General features: G+C 53.9%; 15 protein-coding genes. 6 read left to right on the forward strand and 9 right to left on the reverse strand.

Annotation, left to right across the window (positions count from 1 at the left end; genetic code table 11):
* Nucleotides 1-9: 9 nt before the first annotated feature.
* The gene (gene mscK / locus CXF87_RS19470) at nucleotides 10-3510 is read left to right on the forward strand and encodes a mechanosensitive channel MscK (protein WP_269801116.1); all 3501 of its coding nucleotides are present in this window, start codon (nucleotides 10-12) and stop codon (nucleotides 3508-3510) included.
* 9 nt (nucleotides 3511-3519) lie between these two features.
* Here the strand turns inward: mscK and CXF87_RS19475 are convergent, their stop codons facing one another.
* From CXF87_RS19475 to CXF87_RS19485, 3 genes are read right to left on the reverse strand one after another with little or no spacing between them, the layout of a single operon-like run.
* Nucleotides 3520-4278, reverse strand: a complete 759-nt coding sequence (locus CXF87_RS19475; protein ID WP_101147851.1) for a TlyA family RNA methyltransferase — start codon at nucleotides 4276-4278, stop codon at nucleotides 3520-3522.
* A 30-nt stretch (nucleotides 4279-4308) separates the two neighbouring features.
* Nucleotides 4309-6351 (reverse strand): hypothetical protein, encoded by a 2043-nt coding sequence (locus tag CXF87_RS19480; RefSeq protein ID WP_008959581.1) that lies wholly within the window; start codon nucleotides 6349-6351, stop codon nucleotides 4309-4311.
* Between the two features lie 30 nt (nucleotides 6352-6381).
* Nucleotides 6382-7605 (reverse strand): ATP-grasp domain-containing protein, encoded by a 1224-nt coding sequence (locus tag CXF87_RS19485; protein WP_008959580.1) that lies wholly within the window; start codon nucleotides 7603-7605, stop codon nucleotides 6382-6384.
* A 206-nt stretch (nucleotides 7606-7811) separates the two neighbouring features.
* Between CXF87_RS19485 and CXF87_RS19490 the strand changes: the two genes are divergently transcribed.
* The 3 genes from CXF87_RS19490 (at nucleotide 7812) to CXF87_RS19500 (ending at nucleotide 9527) form a co-directional block, all read left to right on the forward strand.
* Entirely contained in the window at nucleotides 7812-8141 is a 330-nt protein-coding gene (locus CXF87_RS19490) for a DUF1820 family protein (RefSeq protein WP_008959579.1), read from the forward strand.
* 88 nt (nucleotides 8142-8229) lie between these two features.
* Entirely contained in the window at nucleotides 8230-8865 is a 636-nt protein-coding gene (locus tag CXF87_RS19495; protein ID WP_101147852.1) for a TIGR04211 family SH3 domain-containing protein, read from the forward strand.
* A 29-nt stretch (nucleotides 8866-8894) separates the two neighbouring features.
* Nucleotides 8895-9527: a thiopurine S-methyltransferase gene (locus CXF87_RS19500; protein ID WP_101147853.1), complete on the forward strand. Its 633-nt coding sequence runs from the start codon at nucleotides 8895-8897 to the stop codon at nucleotides 9525-9527.
* 50 nt (nucleotides 9528-9577) lie between these two features.
* Here CXF87_RS19500 and CXF87_RS19505 read toward each other — a convergent pair whose 3' ends face one another.
* A complete protein-coding gene (locus CXF87_RS19505; protein WP_008959576.1) occupies nucleotides 9578-10171 on the reverse strand; it encodes a YajG family lipoprotein in 594 nt (197 codons plus the stop codon).
* A 202-nt stretch (nucleotides 10172-10373) separates the two neighbouring features.
* On the opposite strand from CXF87_RS19505, the gene CXF87_RS19510 reads away from it, so the two are divergent.
* Nucleotides 10374-10958: an alpha-ketoglutarate-dependent dioxygenase AlkB family protein gene (locus CXF87_RS19510; protein ID WP_232774968.1), complete on the forward strand. Its 585-nt coding sequence runs from the start codon at nucleotides 10374-10376 to the stop codon at nucleotides 10956-10958.
* Nucleotides 10959-11015: 57 nt separating this feature from the next.
* On the opposite strand, the gene CXF87_RS19515 is transcribed toward CXF87_RS19510, so the two are convergent.
* Genes CXF87_RS19515 through cysP form a run of 4 tightly spaced genes read right to left on the reverse strand, consistent with a single transcriptional unit; the run spans nucleotide 11016 to nucleotide 14825 of the window.
* Entirely contained in the window at nucleotides 11016-12110 is a 1095-nt protein-coding gene (locus CXF87_RS19515; protein WP_008959573.1) for a sulfate/molybdate ABC transporter ATP-binding protein, read from the reverse strand.
* Nucleotides 12107-12934 carry a sulfate ABC transporter permease subunit CysW gene (gene cysW / locus CXF87_RS19520; protein ID WP_101147855.1) on the reverse strand — a complete coding sequence of 276 codons (828 nt, stop codon included), beginning with the start codon at nucleotides 12932-12934 and terminating at the stop codon, nucleotides 12107-12109. The genes CXF87_RS19515 and cysW overlap by 4 nt, the downstream gene beginning before the upstream one ends.
* On the reverse strand, nucleotides 12934-13788 hold the full coding sequence (gene cysT, locus CXF87_RS19525) for a sulfate ABC transporter permease subunit CysT (RefSeq protein ID WP_101147856.1): 855 nt from the start codon (nucleotides 13786-13788) through the stop codon (nucleotides 12934-12936). Before cysT ends, cysW begins: the two co-directional genes overlap by 1 nt.
* 26 nt (nucleotides 13789-13814) lie before the next feature.
* On the reverse strand, nucleotides 13815-14825 hold the full coding sequence (gene cysP / locus CXF87_RS19530; protein ID WP_101147857.1) for a thiosulfate ABC transporter substrate-binding protein CysP: 1011 nt from the start codon (nucleotides 14823-14825) through the stop codon (nucleotides 13815-13817).
* Nucleotides 14826-15100: 275 nt separating this feature from the next.
* On the opposite strand from cysP, the gene rpe reads away from it, so the two are divergent.
* Nucleotides 15101-15796: a ribulose-phosphate 3-epimerase gene (gene rpe, locus CXF87_RS19535; protein WP_101147858.1), complete on the forward strand. Its 696-nt coding sequence runs from the start codon at nucleotides 15101-15103 to the stop codon at nucleotides 15794-15796.
* Between the two features lie 36 nt (nucleotides 15797-15832).
* On the opposite strand, the gene CXF87_RS19540 is transcribed toward rpe, so the two are convergent.
* The gene (locus CXF87_RS19540; RefSeq protein WP_101147859.1) at nucleotides 15833-17131 is read right to left on the reverse strand and encodes an NAD(P)/FAD-dependent oxidoreductase; all 1299 of its coding nucleotides are present in this window, start codon (nucleotides 17129-17131) and stop codon (nucleotides 15833-15835) included.
* Nucleotides 17132-17247 lie beyond the last annotated feature (116 nt).

Below are 17247 nucleotides of genomic sequence, written 5' to 3' on the forward strand. Positions count from 1 at the left end.
AATAGGCAAATGCCAAGCGTGTTTCTATCACGCCGCCTGAGGAAGTCAACACCTCTGATTGCGCTGACCATCAGAACGCCTGACAATAGCATCATTCTCCGTCTCTGCGGAGCATTTGATGTCAGCGAGGCCCTAAGTAACGTGTTGATACGTAACGTGGTGAGATGCGCCTGTCAGTGGAGTATAACCTGTTTGTTCCTGCTGTTTGTCATGAGCAGTGTCGCTTTTAATCCAGCACACGCTGCGCTTCAGTCCAATATGCTTGAGCTAGTGCCCGAACAGGCTGAATTGGCATCAAGGCTTGCTCAGTTAGAAGCTCTTGAAGAACCCTTGACCGCCCAGCAGGTCAGCGATAAAGAGGCCCTGGAAGCGGCTCTTGAAGCTTATGAGCGGCTGGCTTCTGTGGACGAGCGTCTAGCGGCTCTAGACACCCGAGTAGAACAAGCCCCTGAAATGTTAGCACGACTGCAGCGCGAGTTGAGCGAAGCGGAAGAGGCTTCCCAGCAGCTAACGGTGGCTGACTTGAGCAACCGCCCCCTTGATGAGCTGGAAACGTTGCAAACTAACGCCGTGGTCGAGCTGCAGCAGTTGCAAAGCCAACTGGCAGAAGTGAACTCGCAACTGCTGGCCGCCCAAACACTGCCTGAACGTGCCCAGCAGTCCATCGCTGAAACTCTCCAACGCGCAGAAAGTCTACGCCGACAACACGATGAGCGCGAGGCTTTGCTAGCGGATCGCCAACTTTCTGCACTGAGCGATGCACGGCTTATCCAATTACGCCTTGAGCGGGCACTGGCCGAACGTGAAGTAAGCTTTTATCAGCGTGAGCTAAGCGCTAATAGCCGCCTGCGCGAATTAGCCCAGGAGCGCCGTGATGTGCTGATGGTGCAGATCGATTATCAACAGCAGCAGCTAACGATGTTGCAAGGCGTTATTGATCGGCAACGCCGATTGGCCTCTGAGCAAGCCATTGCCGATGCCGCCAGGGATAACCCGTTAATCGCCGCTGGGCATCCGGTGCTGGTGCAAGAGCAGCAAAACAATCAAATGCTAAGTTTAGAGCTGCTGCGGGCGACAGATCGCGCAAACAGTATAGTGCGCGACAATATTGAAGCCCAGCGACAGTTAGAGAACGTGCGTCAGCTTCAGCGCAGCCTTAATGAGCAAATTGAGGCTATCCGCGGCAGCCAGCTGCTGTCGCGTATTCTGCGTGAACAGCGCAAGTCCTTGCCTCCCTTGTCGGCACCACGAGATTTACAGGACGAAATTGCCGACCTGCGCTTAAAACAGTTTGATTTGGTTCGTCAGCGCGACCAGCTACGTCAAAGTGACCAGTTTGCCACGCAGCGTCTGGCAGAGGCGGGCATAGAGGTAACGCCTGGATTAGTCGATTCTCTCTCTCGTCTTTATCAATCACGTCGGGAGCTAGTCGAACAATTGGAGCAGTCTTATGGAAGCTTGTTGAGTGCAGCGATCGAGCTACAGCTGAACCAGCAGCAGGTATTAACGACCACCAGTGAGCTACGCGAGACGATTGATGAACATCTCTTTTGGGTCGCCAATAGCCGCCCGCTGGACGTTAATTGGCTGCGCCAGTTACCGCGTAATTTACTTTTAGAGTGGCAAGAGGGAGAGTGGCGCGCCATTTTGCCCACCCGTTGGCAAGGGCTCTCTTGGCAAGTGCTTAACGGGGCACCGCTGGTGTTGGTGGGGCTTGTGCTGATGGGGTTACGTCGCCAAATTAAGACGCGCTTGGCGAACCTGCATTCACAAATCGGACGCTTGAAAAGCGATACCCAGCTGCACACGCCTAAAGCGGTGCTGTTCAATGCGCTGCTGGCGCTGCCTGGCCCATTAGCGTTAGCGGGCATTGGGGTTGGGTTATTAGGCGCGGTGGGGCCGTTGGCGACTAGCGTTGCTCCGGCACTGCTTCAGTTAGCCCTGAGTTGGGGCGTAGTGGCATGGGTGCGCCGACTATTGGTTGCTGATGGGGTGGCTGAACGTCATTTTACCTGGTCGCCTCAATACACCGCTCGCTTACGCCAACTGTTAGGCGGGTTAGGTATCGCTTTGGTGCCCGTCATTGCCATTGCGGCTATGTCGGGTGAGATGGAGACTCCGTTAGCACAGCGCCCCGTTGCGCTGGCGTTACTGTCACTTGGATTGATAGCCATGAGCTGGTGGCTGACGCAGTTGATACTGGCGCATATCCCCATTTTTGGCGTGCGCCTGTTTCGTTTGTTTTTGGGGCTGGCGATGGCGTCGGTACCGCTGATGCTGCTGGGATTAGTCGCCTGGGGCTATGAATACACTGCTTTGCGTCTAGTAGGCAGGTTCGCCATTACGCTTTACCTGTTGGGGCTGTGGGTAGTGGTGGAAGCCACGTTGGTGAGAAGCCTTGCCGTGGCCGCGCGGCGACTTGCCTATCGTCGTGCGCTGGCGCGCCGACGCGCTCAGGTACAGGAGGGCGCTGAAGGTGGGTTAGAAGTTGTCGAAGAGCCACCGCTTGATATGGCGCAAATCAACAGCCAGTCGCTGCGGCTTTCCAAGCTGATTGTGTTGATTGGTTTTAGTGCCCTGCTTTATCTGGTCTGGGCAGACTTGCTTTCAGTGCTTGGCTATTTGGACAACGTGTCACTATGGGAGGCGCAAGAGGGGGACCTGGTTGATAACGCGCTATCGATATCCGACATCTTTGCTGCCCTGCTGATTGTCGCTATTACGTTTATCATGGCGGGCAACTTACCCGGCTTGCTAGAAGTGATGGTGTTATCCCGCCTGTCATTGAAACAGGGCAGCGCCTATGCCATTAGCTCGCTGCTCTCCTACACTATTGTGGGCACGGGGATTGTGATGGGGTTATCGACCCTTGGCGTTTCCTGGGACAAACTGCAGTGGCTGGTGGCCGCTCTGAGTGTGGGCCTAGGGTTTGGATTGCAGGAGATTTTCGCCAACTTTATATCCGGCTTGATCATTCTGTTTGAACGCCCCATCCGTATTGGCGACACGATCACGATTGGCAATTTGCACGGTACCGTCAGCCGTATCCGCATTCGGGCGACCACCGTCACTGATTTTGACCGTAAAGAAATTATTATCCCCAATAAAACCTTTGTGACTGACCAGCTAATCAACTGGTCGCTGTCGGATAATATTACCCGAGTCGTGCTGACTTACGGCGTGGCTCATGGGTCGGACATGCCGAAGGTGCATCAATTGCTGCGCAAAGCTGCAGATGAAAACCCGCGCGTGCTGGCGGACCCAGAACCTCAGGTTTTCTGTTTAAGCTACGGGCAGCATAGCCTCAATTTTGAGCTGCGTATTTTCGTCAACGACCTGCTCGACAGGCTGTTTGCGGCCGATGAAATTAACTGTCGGGTTGATGCACTGTTTCGTGAGGCGGGCGTACGCGTGGCCTTTGAGCAGATGGACGTATGGCTACATCCTGATAAGGGCGAGGCTATAAAAGTGCAGTCTGCAAATCAGCTCACGCCTCCTTCGTCGACTTGAAGCTTTTTATTAAGCGCCTTTTACGGCATGCAGGAGAAACTCCCGATTGCCATCGCCGCCGGTAATCGGGCTCTCCTGCCAGTGGCGTATGGTAAATCCGCAGGCGTGACAGGTGCTGCGAATATTGGCTTCAACGTCGTTAAAACGGCTAGCGTCACGCACCACGCCGCGCTTATCGAGAGCTTCTGCGTTCAGCTCAAACTGAGGTTTAACCAGCGAAATCAATTGCCCCTCCAGCGGCAGCAGAGTAGCAATTTCAGGCAGAATTAGCGTTTGCGAGATAAATGACACATCCATAATGGCGCTATCGATGGGTTGAGCGGCAAGCACGCTTTTTAGTGCTTCATCGCTACTCATGTAACGCGCATTCAATCCCTCCAGGCACGTCACGCGTGGGTCGCCACGTAGCTCGGGGGCCAGCTGCCCATGGCCAACCTCTATACCAACGACATGGCGCGCGCCAAAGCGCAGCGCGCAGTCGGTGAAGCCACCGGTCGATTGGCCTATATCGAGTACCACCGCTTCATTGAAATGCATTTGTAGCGTTGTCAGCACCGCTTCCAGTTTCAAACCCGCGCGGGAGACATAGCGCTCTTCAGGGTCGTCCTCCACTTCAAAGCGAGTATCTTCGGGCCACTTTTCTGACGCCTTAGTTAACGGCTTACCGTTACTGGCAAGACGAACCCGCCCATGTCGAATAAGCCGCTGGGCGCGGGTACGCGAATTGGCCAGCCCTTGGCTGACCAATAGTTGATCGAGTCGCATCATAATGATTAAGAGTGTCGTTAATAGGGCGGCTTATTCTGCATCCGGTGGGGCGTTAGGGCCTTGATCAGCCTGCAGTTCGACAGGCGGTAAACGCGATGCCCCCCAGCTACGGTGGAGGTAATATTTCACATTTTCCAACTCTTCATCGGTGACAGACACTACTTCACCACGCTCGAGTGGGTCGTAATGATAAATATACAGCCGCGATGCAAAGCGTTCGAAAGGCAGCGATGCTTCACCAAAGCGTTCACCGTTACCCGAGGTGCTGACAATGACGCCGTCGCCCCAATCCTGGCCGCTATCGTTGTTGGGATTATAAAAATAAACCCGCATAACGTCAGATGGGTCGAGGGAGGCCCGCAAAATGGTGATCGCGTGCCAGCCAATAAAGCGTGCTGCGCTATCGGTGACCGCAATGCCCGCTGGCTGGGGATGAATCAGCGGTTGGTTGCCATTGTAGTAGGGGTGATAGCTGGCATAGAAGTGGCGTACAAAATCATCCACATCGCTTAGCTGCCCGGTGGCCACATCGACATTGATGCGGAAACCGCGTCCTGACCACCAGCCATGAAATTCAGGATTCACCCAGCGGTGAGGGTCACCCTCACGACCAATGCAACGTCGGCCCATTTCGGCATAAATGCGATCAAGGTGTGGCACCACAATCAGCGACACGGGATCTAAATCCATTGGCAATTCAGTCGCAACGCCAGAAAGGCTCTCCATCGATGAGATGGCCTGGCCCTCGAAATGCATAATGAGTTCGTCATCGCGCGCTGCCCACGCCACCATCTGCAGCAGATAGTCCGGATCATTGTAGGCCCACATGGAAAGGGCGCGTGCCGATTGGCAGGTAGGGTTATTACCCTGTCCAACGCCTAACGGTAGACCCAGCATGCATAGCACGCCTTCAATCAGCCGTGCACGGGGCGAAACAGTGTCGCCATAGGCGATAGTGAGTCGTGACTGGGCCCACTCTGAGAGCGGTAGATTAAGCTGGCGCCACATGGCCGGTGCCACCGGCGGCTGATAAAGAATGCCGCGTTCGAGCATGAGCGCTAGGCCATAGACCGCCTGCGACGTAGCAGGATAAACACCACCACGAATCAACGCTTGAACCAGCTCACGGTAGCAGAGTAAGCAATCACGCCCGGTAGACGACAAGCCCAACGCTTCAGAGAGTAAATGATCACCCTCTTCAAGCAGGTGGCGTAGCAACACGGCGTGGTAGGGCGAAACTAGCCCGGTATCGTGCATCGCCCTGGCAAAACCCGTGGATTCAGCCTGCAGCGCCGCCTGATCCATGTGCTCCAATCGGTCGCGATAAACATCGACACCAGGGTCTTCTCGGCAGGCCTGAGTGGGCCCGTAAAGCGAGCTGACCAAACGGTCGGCGCCTTGGCCACTGGCGCCAAGATCAATCGCCGGGTTGGCTTGGCAAAGGGCAATTTGGGTGATCATTTGTTTGATCGAGTCAACCTGGATGGGACGCTGCTTTAAAATGCGCCAAATCTCATCAATCAGTTGATCGACGATATGTTCGTAGCCGATTCGATCCGCTAAGTGCTGGAAAAGCTGGCGAGGAATGGTCGCCAGGCGCCCCTGGGTTTCCCGCTCCGCCTCACTGGGCGGTAAAAATAGCAGCCATAAATTAATGGCCATGACCTGAGTCAGGTAATGGTGCGCATGATCGGCGGAAATCAGGGGATGAATAAAGTCGCCTTTAGCGACGGCGAGAAGCCGAAGCTCGCTTAATGCTTCGATGACGACCACATTGGCATCCGCGCTTTTCAGCGCAAAAGTTGTCAGGGTCGGCACCAGATATTGGGGAGTTTCCCAGTCGGAGCCTAAAAACACACCAGCCTCCTCGAACGCTTGCGCGCGGGATTCCAGTGCTTCACAACCGCCATCCTGAAGTAATATTCGCCGCGCAGTATCCATTACTCGCGGCAGCTTGGCGGGCTTTGAGAAGGCGGGCGCCTGCGTAAGCAGGCGCACAGCGTCATCAAATTTGCTCAACAGTCCATTGAGCTTGCTATCTTCTTGAGAAGACGTAACTTGATCAGTCTCCACGGTGACTCCTTATCCCAGCGTTAGCAGGGATTATACATAGAAGTCGAGGTCTTCTTGGCGTTTTAATAGGTCGCGTATGGTATGCGCATCCTCGCCTTTAAAGTAGACCAGACCCCAATGGGTACCAAACGCGGTGCGTTTGGTAACGGTTTCTTCTACTGGTGAGGTTAGCTCATGAGACTCAAAGTAGGGGTGATCTTCGGTCTCTTCGGGAATTTCCAAACGGCTGACCACACGACGGCGTGGGTATACGCCAAAGCAACCGGCAAAGCCATCGGCATCGACCACTTCTTTCGGGAAAAACTTGGCCACTTCTTCTTTCGTGGTTTTCGGGTCGAACACTAGCATTGACGCTTGATAAGCATTAAAGCCGTAAACACGTTCTAACAATTCAAAGACTTTGAAACCGGGCGGACGGTAAGCCACTTCGCCAAAATACATCTCACCATCGCTGGTGACAAAGTATTCGGGGTGAATCAAGCCAAACTCAATATCAAATGCTTTAACTAGCTTTTCGATTTGCACGGTGATCTGTTCGCGATACTTCTCAAGCTCTGGAGACGCAGGCACAAATACAGAGTAACCCAGCGTTACATATTCTGAGATGTTCAAGAAGGCGATTTTGCCATCATGAATCCACGCTTCGACAGCAAACTCCCAGCCGTCCAGGTGCGATTCCATCAGCACCGGGAACTCTTCGTCCGGGATGGTATCCACTTCATCCGGTGTGCGAATAACACGGTGGCCCAGGCAGCCTGCTTTATCGAAGGCCTTGAGGTGAATGGGGTCGTTGGGGTCACCATCCAGCTTAAGCAGCGTCTGGTTAACGCGTTTGAGAAAGCGCACCACGTCTTCTTTATCGTGGGCTTCTTCAAAGATACCGACGCGGATGCCGCCTAACTGGGCCCGACGCTTCATCAACGCCTTGTCGCGAAGCAGTAGCGATTGACCATAAATACGTGGGTTATCAAGCAGTACGGAGTTGATGGCCCCAGCCCATTCTACGGTTTCTTCATAGAGAGGGATCGCGACATCAACACCCTTTTCTTTGAGTGTCTCGGCGATTTCCATTGAGCGGTCATTGAGGCGCTCGAAATTCCAAGGCACATAGGGAATGTCGTGTTTTTGGCAATACTCTTCGGCCCAGTCAGGTGCAACGACAATGTAGCGACGATCAAAATTCTCAGCCGCTTCAATCGCATTGAGGCTCCAACCGAGCAGAGCGATATAGCCCTTATTTGGATCCTTTTGCATGTTGATGACTCCTACTTGGTGAGTGAAAAGAATTGCCAAAACACCCAGCCCACCATACACGAGGGCGGCTGGTGCGGCTAATGAGCCCATTATCCGCAGCATTAACGCAACACTCGCTAAAGGCTTTGCGTAAAGTCGTAGCGGTAGGAATATGGTAAGCTAGTCGGTTCAACTTCATGTACAAATGGCAAGAGGAATAGGCCAAGATGGCGGCCAAGCCGATCTACCGTGTGGTGGTTCACCAGCAGGGTGAAATTTGGGATTTATACGTCCGAGAAATCTTTCAGAGCGAACTTTGGGGCTTTATTGAAGTCGAGGAGTTTGTCTTTGACGATGCTTCACGGGTAGTCGTCGACCCTGCGACTGAAAAATTGCAGCGAACCTTTGATGGTGTCAAACGTAGCTACTTACCATTAAATGCTATTGTGCGCATTGATGAAGTAGAGCGTGAAGGCCCATTGAAGGCGGTTAAAACTGATGCCCGAGTAGCAGAGTTCCCCCGTCCCTTTTCGTTGCCACCGCGCGGAGAAGGGTAAGCGTATGAGACAAGCGCACCGCTAAGTTAGGCGATAAGCGCTGTTGGCTTCGTCCGCCTTGCAGCGTTTTAAATCAGGACATGATGTCATGCAGGTAAATAAAATTCGTTTTCGATATTACGCCGCTGCGGCCGGCGTTTTACTAAGTGTGGCGAGCATTAATGCTAACGCCCAATCCGACAACCAGGCATGGGTGACCGACGAGTTAAGTACCTACGTGCGTAGTGGCCCAACGGACGGTTATCGCATCATCGGTACGTTGAATGCCGGTGAGCAGGTCGATGTTCTTGAAACCAGCGGGAATTACACCCGGGTTCGTAATAGCGATGGCAATGCGGTCTGGGTATTGAGCGACGAGCTTCAGCAGACGCCGAGTGCGGTTGAGCAGCTACCCGCGTTAGAAGCGCAGGTCGAAGAGTTAACGGCTGAGCTTGAAGGCATCAATGAATCCTGGGAACAGCGTGTTTCTTCAATGACCGAAACTCTTGAGGTTCGTGAGCGGCGTATTGCCGAGCTTGAAGCGAGTAATCAAGAGCTGGACAGTCAGGCTGAGCAGTCACGCCAGCAGGTAAGAGGGCTTCAGGCGCGCTTAGAAACCCAGGAAGAAGATCTTTTGATGCGCTACTTTATGTACGGCGGTGGTGTGGCTGGCGCGGGCTTGTTGGTTGGTTTGATTGTGCCGCACCTACCACGTCGGCGTAAAAAGCGTGACCGTTGGTTTTAATAGCGCGATCAACGACAAGGTAGCAAAAAATGAGTGATCAATGGCGCAAGCGCTGGCAAGAAGGGCGCATTGGTTTTCACCTGCGGCAGGCGCACCCGGCACTACTGCGTCATTGGGGCTCTCTTGGTGTTGCCAAACGCACCAAGGTACTTGTACCGCTGTGTGGCAAGAGTCTGGATATGCGCTGGCTGGCTGATGAAGGATATCCGGTATTGGGTATTGAGTTTGCCCCAGAAGCCATTGAGCAGTTTTTGGCTCAGCGCAGTACCTCAGTATCACGATATCGCCAGGCAGGGTTCAATGTCTCCCGTCAAGGTAATGTCGAACTCTGGTGTGGGGACTTTTTTCATCTACATATTCAGCAGGCAGCAGAAATTGGGGCGTTTTATGATCGCGCTTCACTGATAGCGCTGCCGCCAGCAACCCGTCAGCGCTATGCTTTCCATCTTGCTCAACTGGTACCGCCCGGTGCCAAAGGTCTGCTGATTAGTTTGGCCCACAACGAGGGTGATGCTGGGCCTCCCTATAGTGTCCCCGCCAGCGAAATTGAAAGCCTGTTCGCCCCTAATTTCACGTTAACATTTCTAGAGCAGGGCAACCCCGATGAACGCGGCTACACGGAGAGCGTGTGGGCGCTGGAACGACGCGGGCCGCGCCTCTAAGTGTTTAGAGGGGCAGCCCGCATGTGTGCGGCTTGTGCGAAGGAGATAGCTTAGCGGGCGAGCAATTGGCCCAGTTCAGGGTCGCTAAAAGCACGGTTCATACCATCGCTAAGTAGATCGCTCAGCATGCGTGCATTACTGTCGGCGTCGGGTTTAAGCGCATAACCCTGTGTACGGCGCGATGTGTAAGTGCCGGTATAAGTAGTGCCCTTGTTTTGCGCGATAGCGCGGAAGACACCTTCAAGACGCGCTTCGTCTACCAACGGCTGGCCGCTCTCGCCACGCGCGTAATTCAGGCTGGCAAGTTCCAGCGTCAAACTCGGACGCCCCTCGGCTTGCTCAGTCGTGGGCGTAAAGCCCATATCGCTAACGGCGCGCTCTGCTTCTTGCTGTAAGCGCGGAATTAATTCGTGGCTGCTCACGGTGATATGCGCGGTGGACATTCCGCCGCCAGCACGATTGCCAATAATATCGCTTTCGCGCCCATCCTGAGCAATTACCGTGACTTGCTGGCCAGAGCCAACCTGAGGCACCTGGGCGCTGCGTTCAGGGCTGAGTTGCAGGTACTGCGGGCTAGTACAACCGGCTAGCCAGGCGCTGGCAAGCAGAACACCTGAAATCCGTAAAAAGTGACGCCGAAGCATAGTCTTCCTCCGCTATGGCTAAAAGGCCAGTATAACGCGGCTAGCGCGCTGACGGTATGTTCTGGCGTTGCGGCTTTGCCAACGATGGCAAAGGGTTGCTGGATCGCTTCGCTGCTGGCAGCTACTGGTCCTAATTTTTTACAGTCCTGAATGCAAAATAGGCACCGCTATGACGTATACAGATCTGTTTGAAAACGACGATATGAAGTTGATTAATCTGCTCCCATGGGATGGGGCGGCTTATTACCACGGCAAAATCCTGGATACAGTCACAGCGGCTATGTATTTAGATAAATGCATAAGCGAATTAAGCTGGGAGCATGATCGCACGTTTATTTACGGCAAAGAGATTGTTACAAAGAGGAAAATAGCCTGGTATGCAGACAAGCCGATTTCCTATACCTACTCCGGCTACACAAAAATGGCGTTAGTGTGGCCGGACTTTTTGCGTGATCTTAAACAGGTTGTGGAGAGCCACTGCAAAGAGGGCTTTAATTCGTGCCTGGGTAATTATTACAGCTCCGGTGAGGAAGGCATGAGCTGGCACAGTGATGCCGAAAAAGACCTTGTTGAAAATGGGGCAATCGGGGCGTTGACCCTAGGCGGCGAAAGGAAATTCTCGTTTAAACATAAACAAACAGGGGAGAGTGTGTCGCTTACTCTAGAGCACGGCAGTCTGTTGATTATGAAAGGTACTACACAGCAAAACTGGCTACATAGCCTGCCTAAAACCAAAAAAAGTATCGAGCCGCGGGTGAGCCTAACGTTTAGGCAAATGCGCTTTTGAGCTAATCCGAGTAGTTATTAACGCAAGCCACCCCTGGGCGGGGCGGCTATTGAAACGTCATGCGACGCGTGTCTGCTCCGTCGTTTTCTCAGTGACTTTGGGGAAGCGACGCCAGTGGCGCGGGTGAGCAAACAAGCGCTGCCCACGGCGTAGCGCCAAGTGTTCAAAGTCAGTGTGGCGCACGGTAGCCAGCCACGGCTGGGCCAGCCAGTCGGCTTCTAGCTCCACGCGTACTTCGGCACCTACCGGGGAGATCGCTGTGATGGTAACCGGCAAGTGGCTCTCTGAGGTGGGCTGCTCGGTTAAGCGTACTTCATGCGGGCGCAGCAACAGCTCTTCATGACCATCGGGCAGATCAACGTGCCAATAGGCATCGCCGCAGGTCAATACGCCGTTACTCACTTTGCCTTCCAGGTGGTTGACATCGCCTAAAAATTCAAACACAAAGCGATTTGCTGGCGTGCGGTAGAGCTCGTCGGGGGTGTCGATCTGCTCTATACGGCCATTGCTCATTACCACGACGCGGTCGGAAAGCTCCAGTGCCTCTTCCTGATCGTGAGTTACAAAGACGCTGGTGAAATTGAGCTCATCATGCAGATGACGCAGCCAGCGGCGAAGCTCCTGGCGTACTTTGGCATCAAGGGCACCAAACGGTTCGTCCAAGAGCAATACTTCAGGCTCCACCGCTAAGGCGCGGGCCAACGACACGCGCTGCTGCTGGCCGCCCGAAAGCTGGGCAGGGTAGCGGTTGGCAAGATGCTCCAGCTTGACCATTTCAAGCAGCCTGAACACCCGTGCACGAATCTCACCGCTGCTGGGGCGGCGTTTGCGCGAGAGCACGGTCAAGCCAAACGCCACGTTATCGTAAACGCTCATATGGCGGAACAGCGCATAGTGCTGGAAGACAAAGCCAATCCGCCGGTCGCGAACATGTACATTGGTCACGTCGCGGTCGCCAAACAGAATTTTACCCGGTTGGGTGGTACGGTCGGCATTTTCCAATCCGGCGATAATCCGCAGCAGGGTGGTTTTGCCTGAACCCGAAGGGCCGAGCAGGCCGACCAGCTCACCTTCATGAATATCCAGATTGATGGGCTCTAATGCCTGGGTATTGCCGAAGTGCTTAGCGATGTTGTGTAAGCGAATGCTCATGCAAATGCCTCCCGGCGCGCTGCGCGCCATTCCAGCCCGGCCTTCGCGGCGAGCGTCAATAGGGCAATGAATGCGAGTAAGGCCGCGCAGGCAAAAGCCCCTACGGCGTTGTAATCCTGATAAAGCTGCTCAAGGTGCAGTGGCAGTGTATTGGTCTGGCCGCGAATGGCACCTGAGACCACCGAAACGGCACCGAATTCGCCGACTGCACGAGCATTGGTGAGGATGACGCCATACAGTAGTGCCCAGCGAATGTTGGGTAGCGTGACGCGACGAAATGTCGTCCAACCGGAAGCGCCAAGCGTCACGGCCGCTTCTTCTTCACGCGAGCCTTGAGCCTGCATCAGCGGAATCAATTCCCGGGCCACGAAAGGGCAGGTCACAAAAATAGTCACCATCAGAATACCCGGCCAGGCAAACATCAACTGAATATCGTGGCCATCCAGCCACGTGCCGATCCAGCCGTTGCGCCCATACAGCAGCAAGTAAATCAGACCTGCCACCACAGGTGAGACCGCAAAGGGAATATCGATCAGGGTCTGTAAAATGCGTCGCCCGGGAAAGCTGAAGCGTGTTACCAGCCACGCCAGCGCTACACCAAACACCAAGCACACCGGGATAGTGAGTAGCGCTATCATCAGCGTTAAGCCAATCGCATGCAGCGTGAAGGTATTACTTACATTGGTCCAGAAGACCATGACGCCCTGAGAAAATGCCTGAGCAAAAATAGCGACCAATGGTAGCAACAAAAAAAGTGCTGACAGCACTAGGGCGGCACCTATCAGCAGACGCCGGATAACCGGTGCATCACCAATTCGACGCATTACCCCTTACCTCCATGCAGGCGGCGTACAAAACGTCCCTGCCAAATATTGATAGCCAGTAGCAGCGCCAGCGATACGAACAGCACGACCGAGGCAATCGCCGATGCGCCCGCATAGTCGTATTCTTGCAGTTTGACGAAGATCATCAGCGCGGTGATCTCGGTTTCATAAGGCATATTGCCAGCGATAAAAATGATCGCGCCGAACTCGCCTAGTGAGCGCACAAACGCAAGCCCGGTCCCGGTCACCAAGGCAGGCCAGATATGCGGCAAGATCACACGACGAAAGGCGACACCGTCAGTTGCCCCTAGTGACATGGCGGCTTCATCAACTTCGGCGGGCAAGTCTTCCAACACTGGTTGAACGGTGCGCACTACAAACGGAATACTGGTAAAGGCCATGGCTAGTGCAATGCCCACCCAGGTATAGGCGACCTGAAAACCAAGCGGTTCAAGCAGTTGGCCCATCCAGCCGCTGCTGGCGTAAAGCGTTGCCAAGGTAATGCCTGCCACCGCGGTGGGCAACGCAAAGGGCAGATCCATCAAGGCATCCAGTAAGCGCTTGCCAGGGAACTCGTAGCGCACCAGCACCCAGGCCAATAACAGGCCAAAGATGGCATTGATAATGGCCGCGACGGCTGCCGCGCCAATGGTCACCATATAGCTTGCGACCACACGACCTTCAGTGATAATCGCCCAGTATTCGGCGAAGCTAAGCCCCGCTAACTGGCCGAACAGGCCGGTAATCGGTAAGAGCAGCACCAGCGAAATAAACAGCACGCTGATACCCATAGAAAGGCCAAAACCCGGCAGCACGCGTGTGCTGCCGGTTCGCCAAGTGGCAAGTTGACTCATAGTTCAGGCTGGCTCATAGGTGAATATTAGCGGCGCTGTAACTGGTCGAGAAGGCCGCCGCTGCCGAAGTGAGTTTCCATTGCTTCATCCCAGCTACCAAACACGTCGTCTACCTCGAGTAATTCGGTCTCCGGGAACTCGTCGGCAAACTCTTCGACCACGGCTTCGTTATGCACCCGGTAGTTGAAGCCCGCGAGTAGGCGCTGAGTCTCTTCGGTGTAGAGGTACTCAAGATAGCTCTGGGCCAAGTCGCTGTTGCCGTTGCGCTCAGCGTTTTCGCCGACAACAGCAACGGGGAATTCGGCTAGGATACTGACAGGCGGCACGATCACTTCGTAATCGTCGCTGCCGTACTCGCTACGAATATTGTTAACTTCAGACTCGAAGCTAATCAGTACATCGCCAATTTCTCGCTCAATAAAGCTGGTCGTCGCGCCACGGCCGCCGGTATCAAATACCGCCACATTGGCTAAAAAGGTGCTCATGAACTCTTCGATTTGCTCTTCATCGCCATCAAATTCGTTCTCGGCAAAGCCCCAAGCGGCTAAATAGGTGTAGCGGCCATTACCCGAGGTTTTCGGGTTAGGGAAGACCACTTCTACGTCTTCTTGGACTAGATCGTCCCAGCTTTCGATGCCTTTGGGGTTGCCTTTACGCACCAGGAAAGCGGTAGTGGAGTAGTAGGGCGAAGCATTGTTCTCAAATGCGTCTTGCCAATCTTCTGCTACCAGCCCGGCATCCGCGAGTACTTGCACGTCGGTCACCTGGTTAAAGGTCACTACATCGGCACGTAGGCCCTGCAAGATGGCGCGTGCTTGTGCAGAAGAGCCGCCGTGAGACTGGCTAATGGCAATTTCTTCACCGTGCTCTTCCTGCCACCACGCTTGAAACTCAGGGTTGATCGCGGCAAACAGCTCGCGAGCGATATCGTAGGACGAATTGAGCAGCTCCCGCTCCTGGGCAACGGCGGAACCGCTGACCGTAACGCCCATGGCAATGGCTATCAGGCTGCGGCGGAAAATTGTCGGCAATGTCATCGTTAACTCCTTAAATTAGTAAGCGCATAGGATCGCCAAAAAGTAGTGTCGCAATAGCCGCAAGGTTAAAGCTATCAATGTGGAATTACAATCATGTTTTATATTCTATTTAAGAATATGCCTGTGATGACTATGCTCAGCCGCTCTTAGGCCGCAGATACGTGGTTCTAGTAAGCGGCTCTGATAAGATAGATGTTTGGCTTTGCTCTTTAGCCTGTGCTCGCAGGCATAGGGGTCGCTACTCTCGTCTACTGTTTACTCTTCAGGAATGGAATATGACCGCTGCGCATGATTTTCTCATTGCCCCCTCTATTTTATCAGCTGATTTTGCCCGGTTGGGTGAAGAGGTGGATAACGTGCTGGCTGCAGGCGCCGATGTGGTGCACTTCGATGTAATGGATAATCACTATGTGCCTAACCTCACGATTGGCCCCATGGTGTGCAAAGCGCTGCGTAAGCACGGCGTAACGGCGCCCATTGATGTGCATTTGATGGTCAAGCCGGTCGACCGCATGATCAGCGACTTTATCGAGGCAGGCGCCAGCTACATCACCTTTCACCCTGAAGCCTCTGAGCACGTTGACCGTTCGCTGCAGTTGATCCGCGATGGTGGCTGTAAGGCTGGTTTAGTGTTTAATCCCGCGACGCCGCTCTCTTATCTTGACTACGTGATGGATAAAGTCGATATGGTACTGCTGATGAGCGTTAACCCAGGCTTTGGTGGCCAGTCATTTATTCCTGGTACGCTAAACAAGTTGCGCGAGGCACGGGCGCGCATTGATGCATCACACTATGATATCCGCTTGGAAATCGACGGCGGAGTAAAAGTGGACAACATCGCCGAGATTGCCGCCGCTGGCGCCGATACCTTTGTAGCAGGCTCCGCTATTTTCAGTGCCCACCAAGCCAGCGACCCGCACGGTTACGACACAGTACTCAAACAACTGCGGGCGGCGCTAGCGACGGCTTAATACTGCGTTTCAAGCGAAAATTAACGGGGTGTTTGTTTAGTGTAATTTCATGCGCGGTTTTAAATACTTATTAAGTTTATCCACCAGCCATGACAGCCCCGTTTTTGTCGCCCCATGAATTGAGAGCTGATGCGTACGATATAACGAAGCATACGCTTTGCGTGCCAGCCAGCCTTCCAAAAACAGACCTTTGGAGGCTCCGCTACGCATCAAATTACCCACTGCATCGTAGCGCGCCAGTGAGACCAGTGAGCCATGATCACGGTAGCGAAAATCCTGTAATGGCTTATCTTCCAGTTGGTTAACCAGGTTTTTGGCTAATAACTTGGCTTGTTGATGCGCCGCTTGAGCGCGAGGCGGCACGGTACCCTCGTCTCCCATCGGGCAACTGGCGCAGTCGCCAAGCGCGAATATTCGTTCATCGTCGACACTTTGCAGGCTACGTTTCACTTCGATCTGATTTTTCTTGTTAGTCGTCAGGCCAAGTTCGGTTAGAAATGGCGGCGCTTTAATACCCGCTGCCCACACATTAATATCCGTCTTTATCTCCTCACCGTTGTCGGTAATCAGCCGATGCGCTTGTGCTTCCTTGATCGCCGTATCGGTATGAACGGTGACGCCCATTTTCTCAAGCTCTGTTTTAACGGTCTGGCTGACCCGGTCAGAAAGCCCAGGCAGCAAGCGTGGCGCAGCCTCTAGCAAGTGTACGCTAATGTGCTGATGATCTATCGCCGTTACGCCATAGGCATTGAGCATACGTGAGGCATCAAATAGCTCGGCGGCAAGCTCTACCCCTGTTGCGCCGCCGCCCACAATGCCAATAGTCAACTGGGTATGCTGGCGCAGGGTGGGGTCGGTATAGCGCAGGAAGGTATTGATCATATCGCGCTGAAACGCTTTGGCCTGCTGGGGCGAATCAATAAAGTGGCAGTGCTCGGCGACGCCGGGCGTGCCGAAGTCATTGGAAACACTACCCAACGCCATCACTAAGTAGTCATAGGTTAACTCGCGGGCAGGCAGTACCTCAGCGCCATCTTCGTCTTTAACGGGGGCTAAACGTAGGACTTGCTGCTGGCGATCCACACCCGTCAGTGAACCTCGCTGATAACGGTAGAAGTGAGCAGACGAATGTCCGCGATAATCCACCTCGTCCATACTGGAATTAAGCACGCCGGTCGCCAGTTCATGGAGCAAAGGCTTCCAAACGTGGGTGGTGTTACGATCCAACAACACAATCTCTGCGCGTTTACGCTTGCCTAATGTATGCCCTAGCCGCGTAGCGAGGGCTAGCCCACCCGCGCCACCGCCGACAATCACAATCCTGGGTATGGCCATCATTATCTCCTTGGCTAAGTTAGCTCCAGCATAGAAGCTTCTTACGCTTCTGACTAATGCGAACGTTTACCTTGAACAGGTAAGATAGTTTTCTAAACACGATGAGGCAGAGGGCA

It is taken from the genome of Halomonas sp. MES3-P3E (assembly GCF_002836035.1).
Taxonomy (GTDB): domain Bacteria; phylum Pseudomonadota; class Gammaproteobacteria; order Pseudomonadales; family Halomonadaceae; genus Vreelandella; species Vreelandella arctica.

Excerpts from the sequence above, each read along its gene's own strand:
- CXF87_RS19500 (WP_101147853.1), top strand. The coding sequence starts at position 8,895 with ATGAGTGATCAATGGCGCAAGCGCTGGCAAGAAGGGCGCATTGGTTTT.
- CXF87_RS19485 (WP_008959580.1), bottom strand. The coding sequence starts at position 7,605 with ATGCAAAAGGATCCAAATAAGGGCTATATCGCTCTGCTCGGTTGGAGC.
- CXF87_RS19510 (WP_232774968.1), top strand. The coding sequence starts at position 10,374 with ATGAAGTTGATTAATCTGCTCCCATGGGATGGGGCGGCTTATTACCAC.
- CXF87_RS19490 (WP_008959579.1), top strand. The coding sequence starts at position 7,812 with ATGGCGGCCAAGCCGATCTACCGTGTGGTGGTTCACCAGCAGGGTGAA.
- CXF87_RS19475 (WP_101147851.1), bottom strand. The coding sequence starts at position 4,278 with ATGATGCGACTCGATCAACTATTGGTCAGCCAAGGGCTGGCCAATTCG.
- CXF87_RS19495 (WP_101147852.1), top strand. The coding sequence starts at position 8,230 with ATGCAGGTAAATAAAATTCGTTTTCGATATTACGCCGCTGCGGCCGGC.
- cysT (WP_101147856.1), bottom strand. The coding sequence starts at position 13,788 with ATGAGTCAACTTGCCACTTGGCGAACCGGCAGCACACGCGTGCTGCCG.
- mscK (WP_269801116.1), top strand. The coding sequence starts at position 10 with ATGCCAAGCGTGTTTCTATCACGCCGCCTGAGGAAGTCAACACCTCTG.
- cysP (WP_101147857.1), bottom strand. The coding sequence starts at position 14,825 with ATGACATTGCCGACAATTTTCCGCCGCAGCCTGATAGCCATTGCCATG.
- rpe (WP_101147858.1), top strand. The coding sequence starts at position 15,101 with ATGACCGCTGCGCATGATTTTCTCATTGCCCCCTCTATTTTATCAGCT.
- CXF87_RS19515 (WP_008959573.1), bottom strand. The coding sequence starts at position 12,110 with ATGAGCATTCGCTTACACAACATCGCTAAGCACTTCGGCAATACCCAG.
- cysW (WP_101147855.1), bottom strand. The coding sequence starts at position 12,934 with ATGCGTCGAATTGGTGATGCACCGGTTATCCGGCGTCTGCTGATAGGT.
- CXF87_RS19505 (WP_008959576.1), bottom strand. The coding sequence starts at position 10,171 with ATGCTTCGGCGTCACTTTTTACGGATTTCAGGTGTTCTGCTTGCCAGC.
- CXF87_RS19540 (WP_101147859.1), bottom strand. The coding sequence starts at position 17,131 with ATGGCCATACCCAGGATTGTGATTGTCGGCGGTGGCGCGGGTGGGCTA.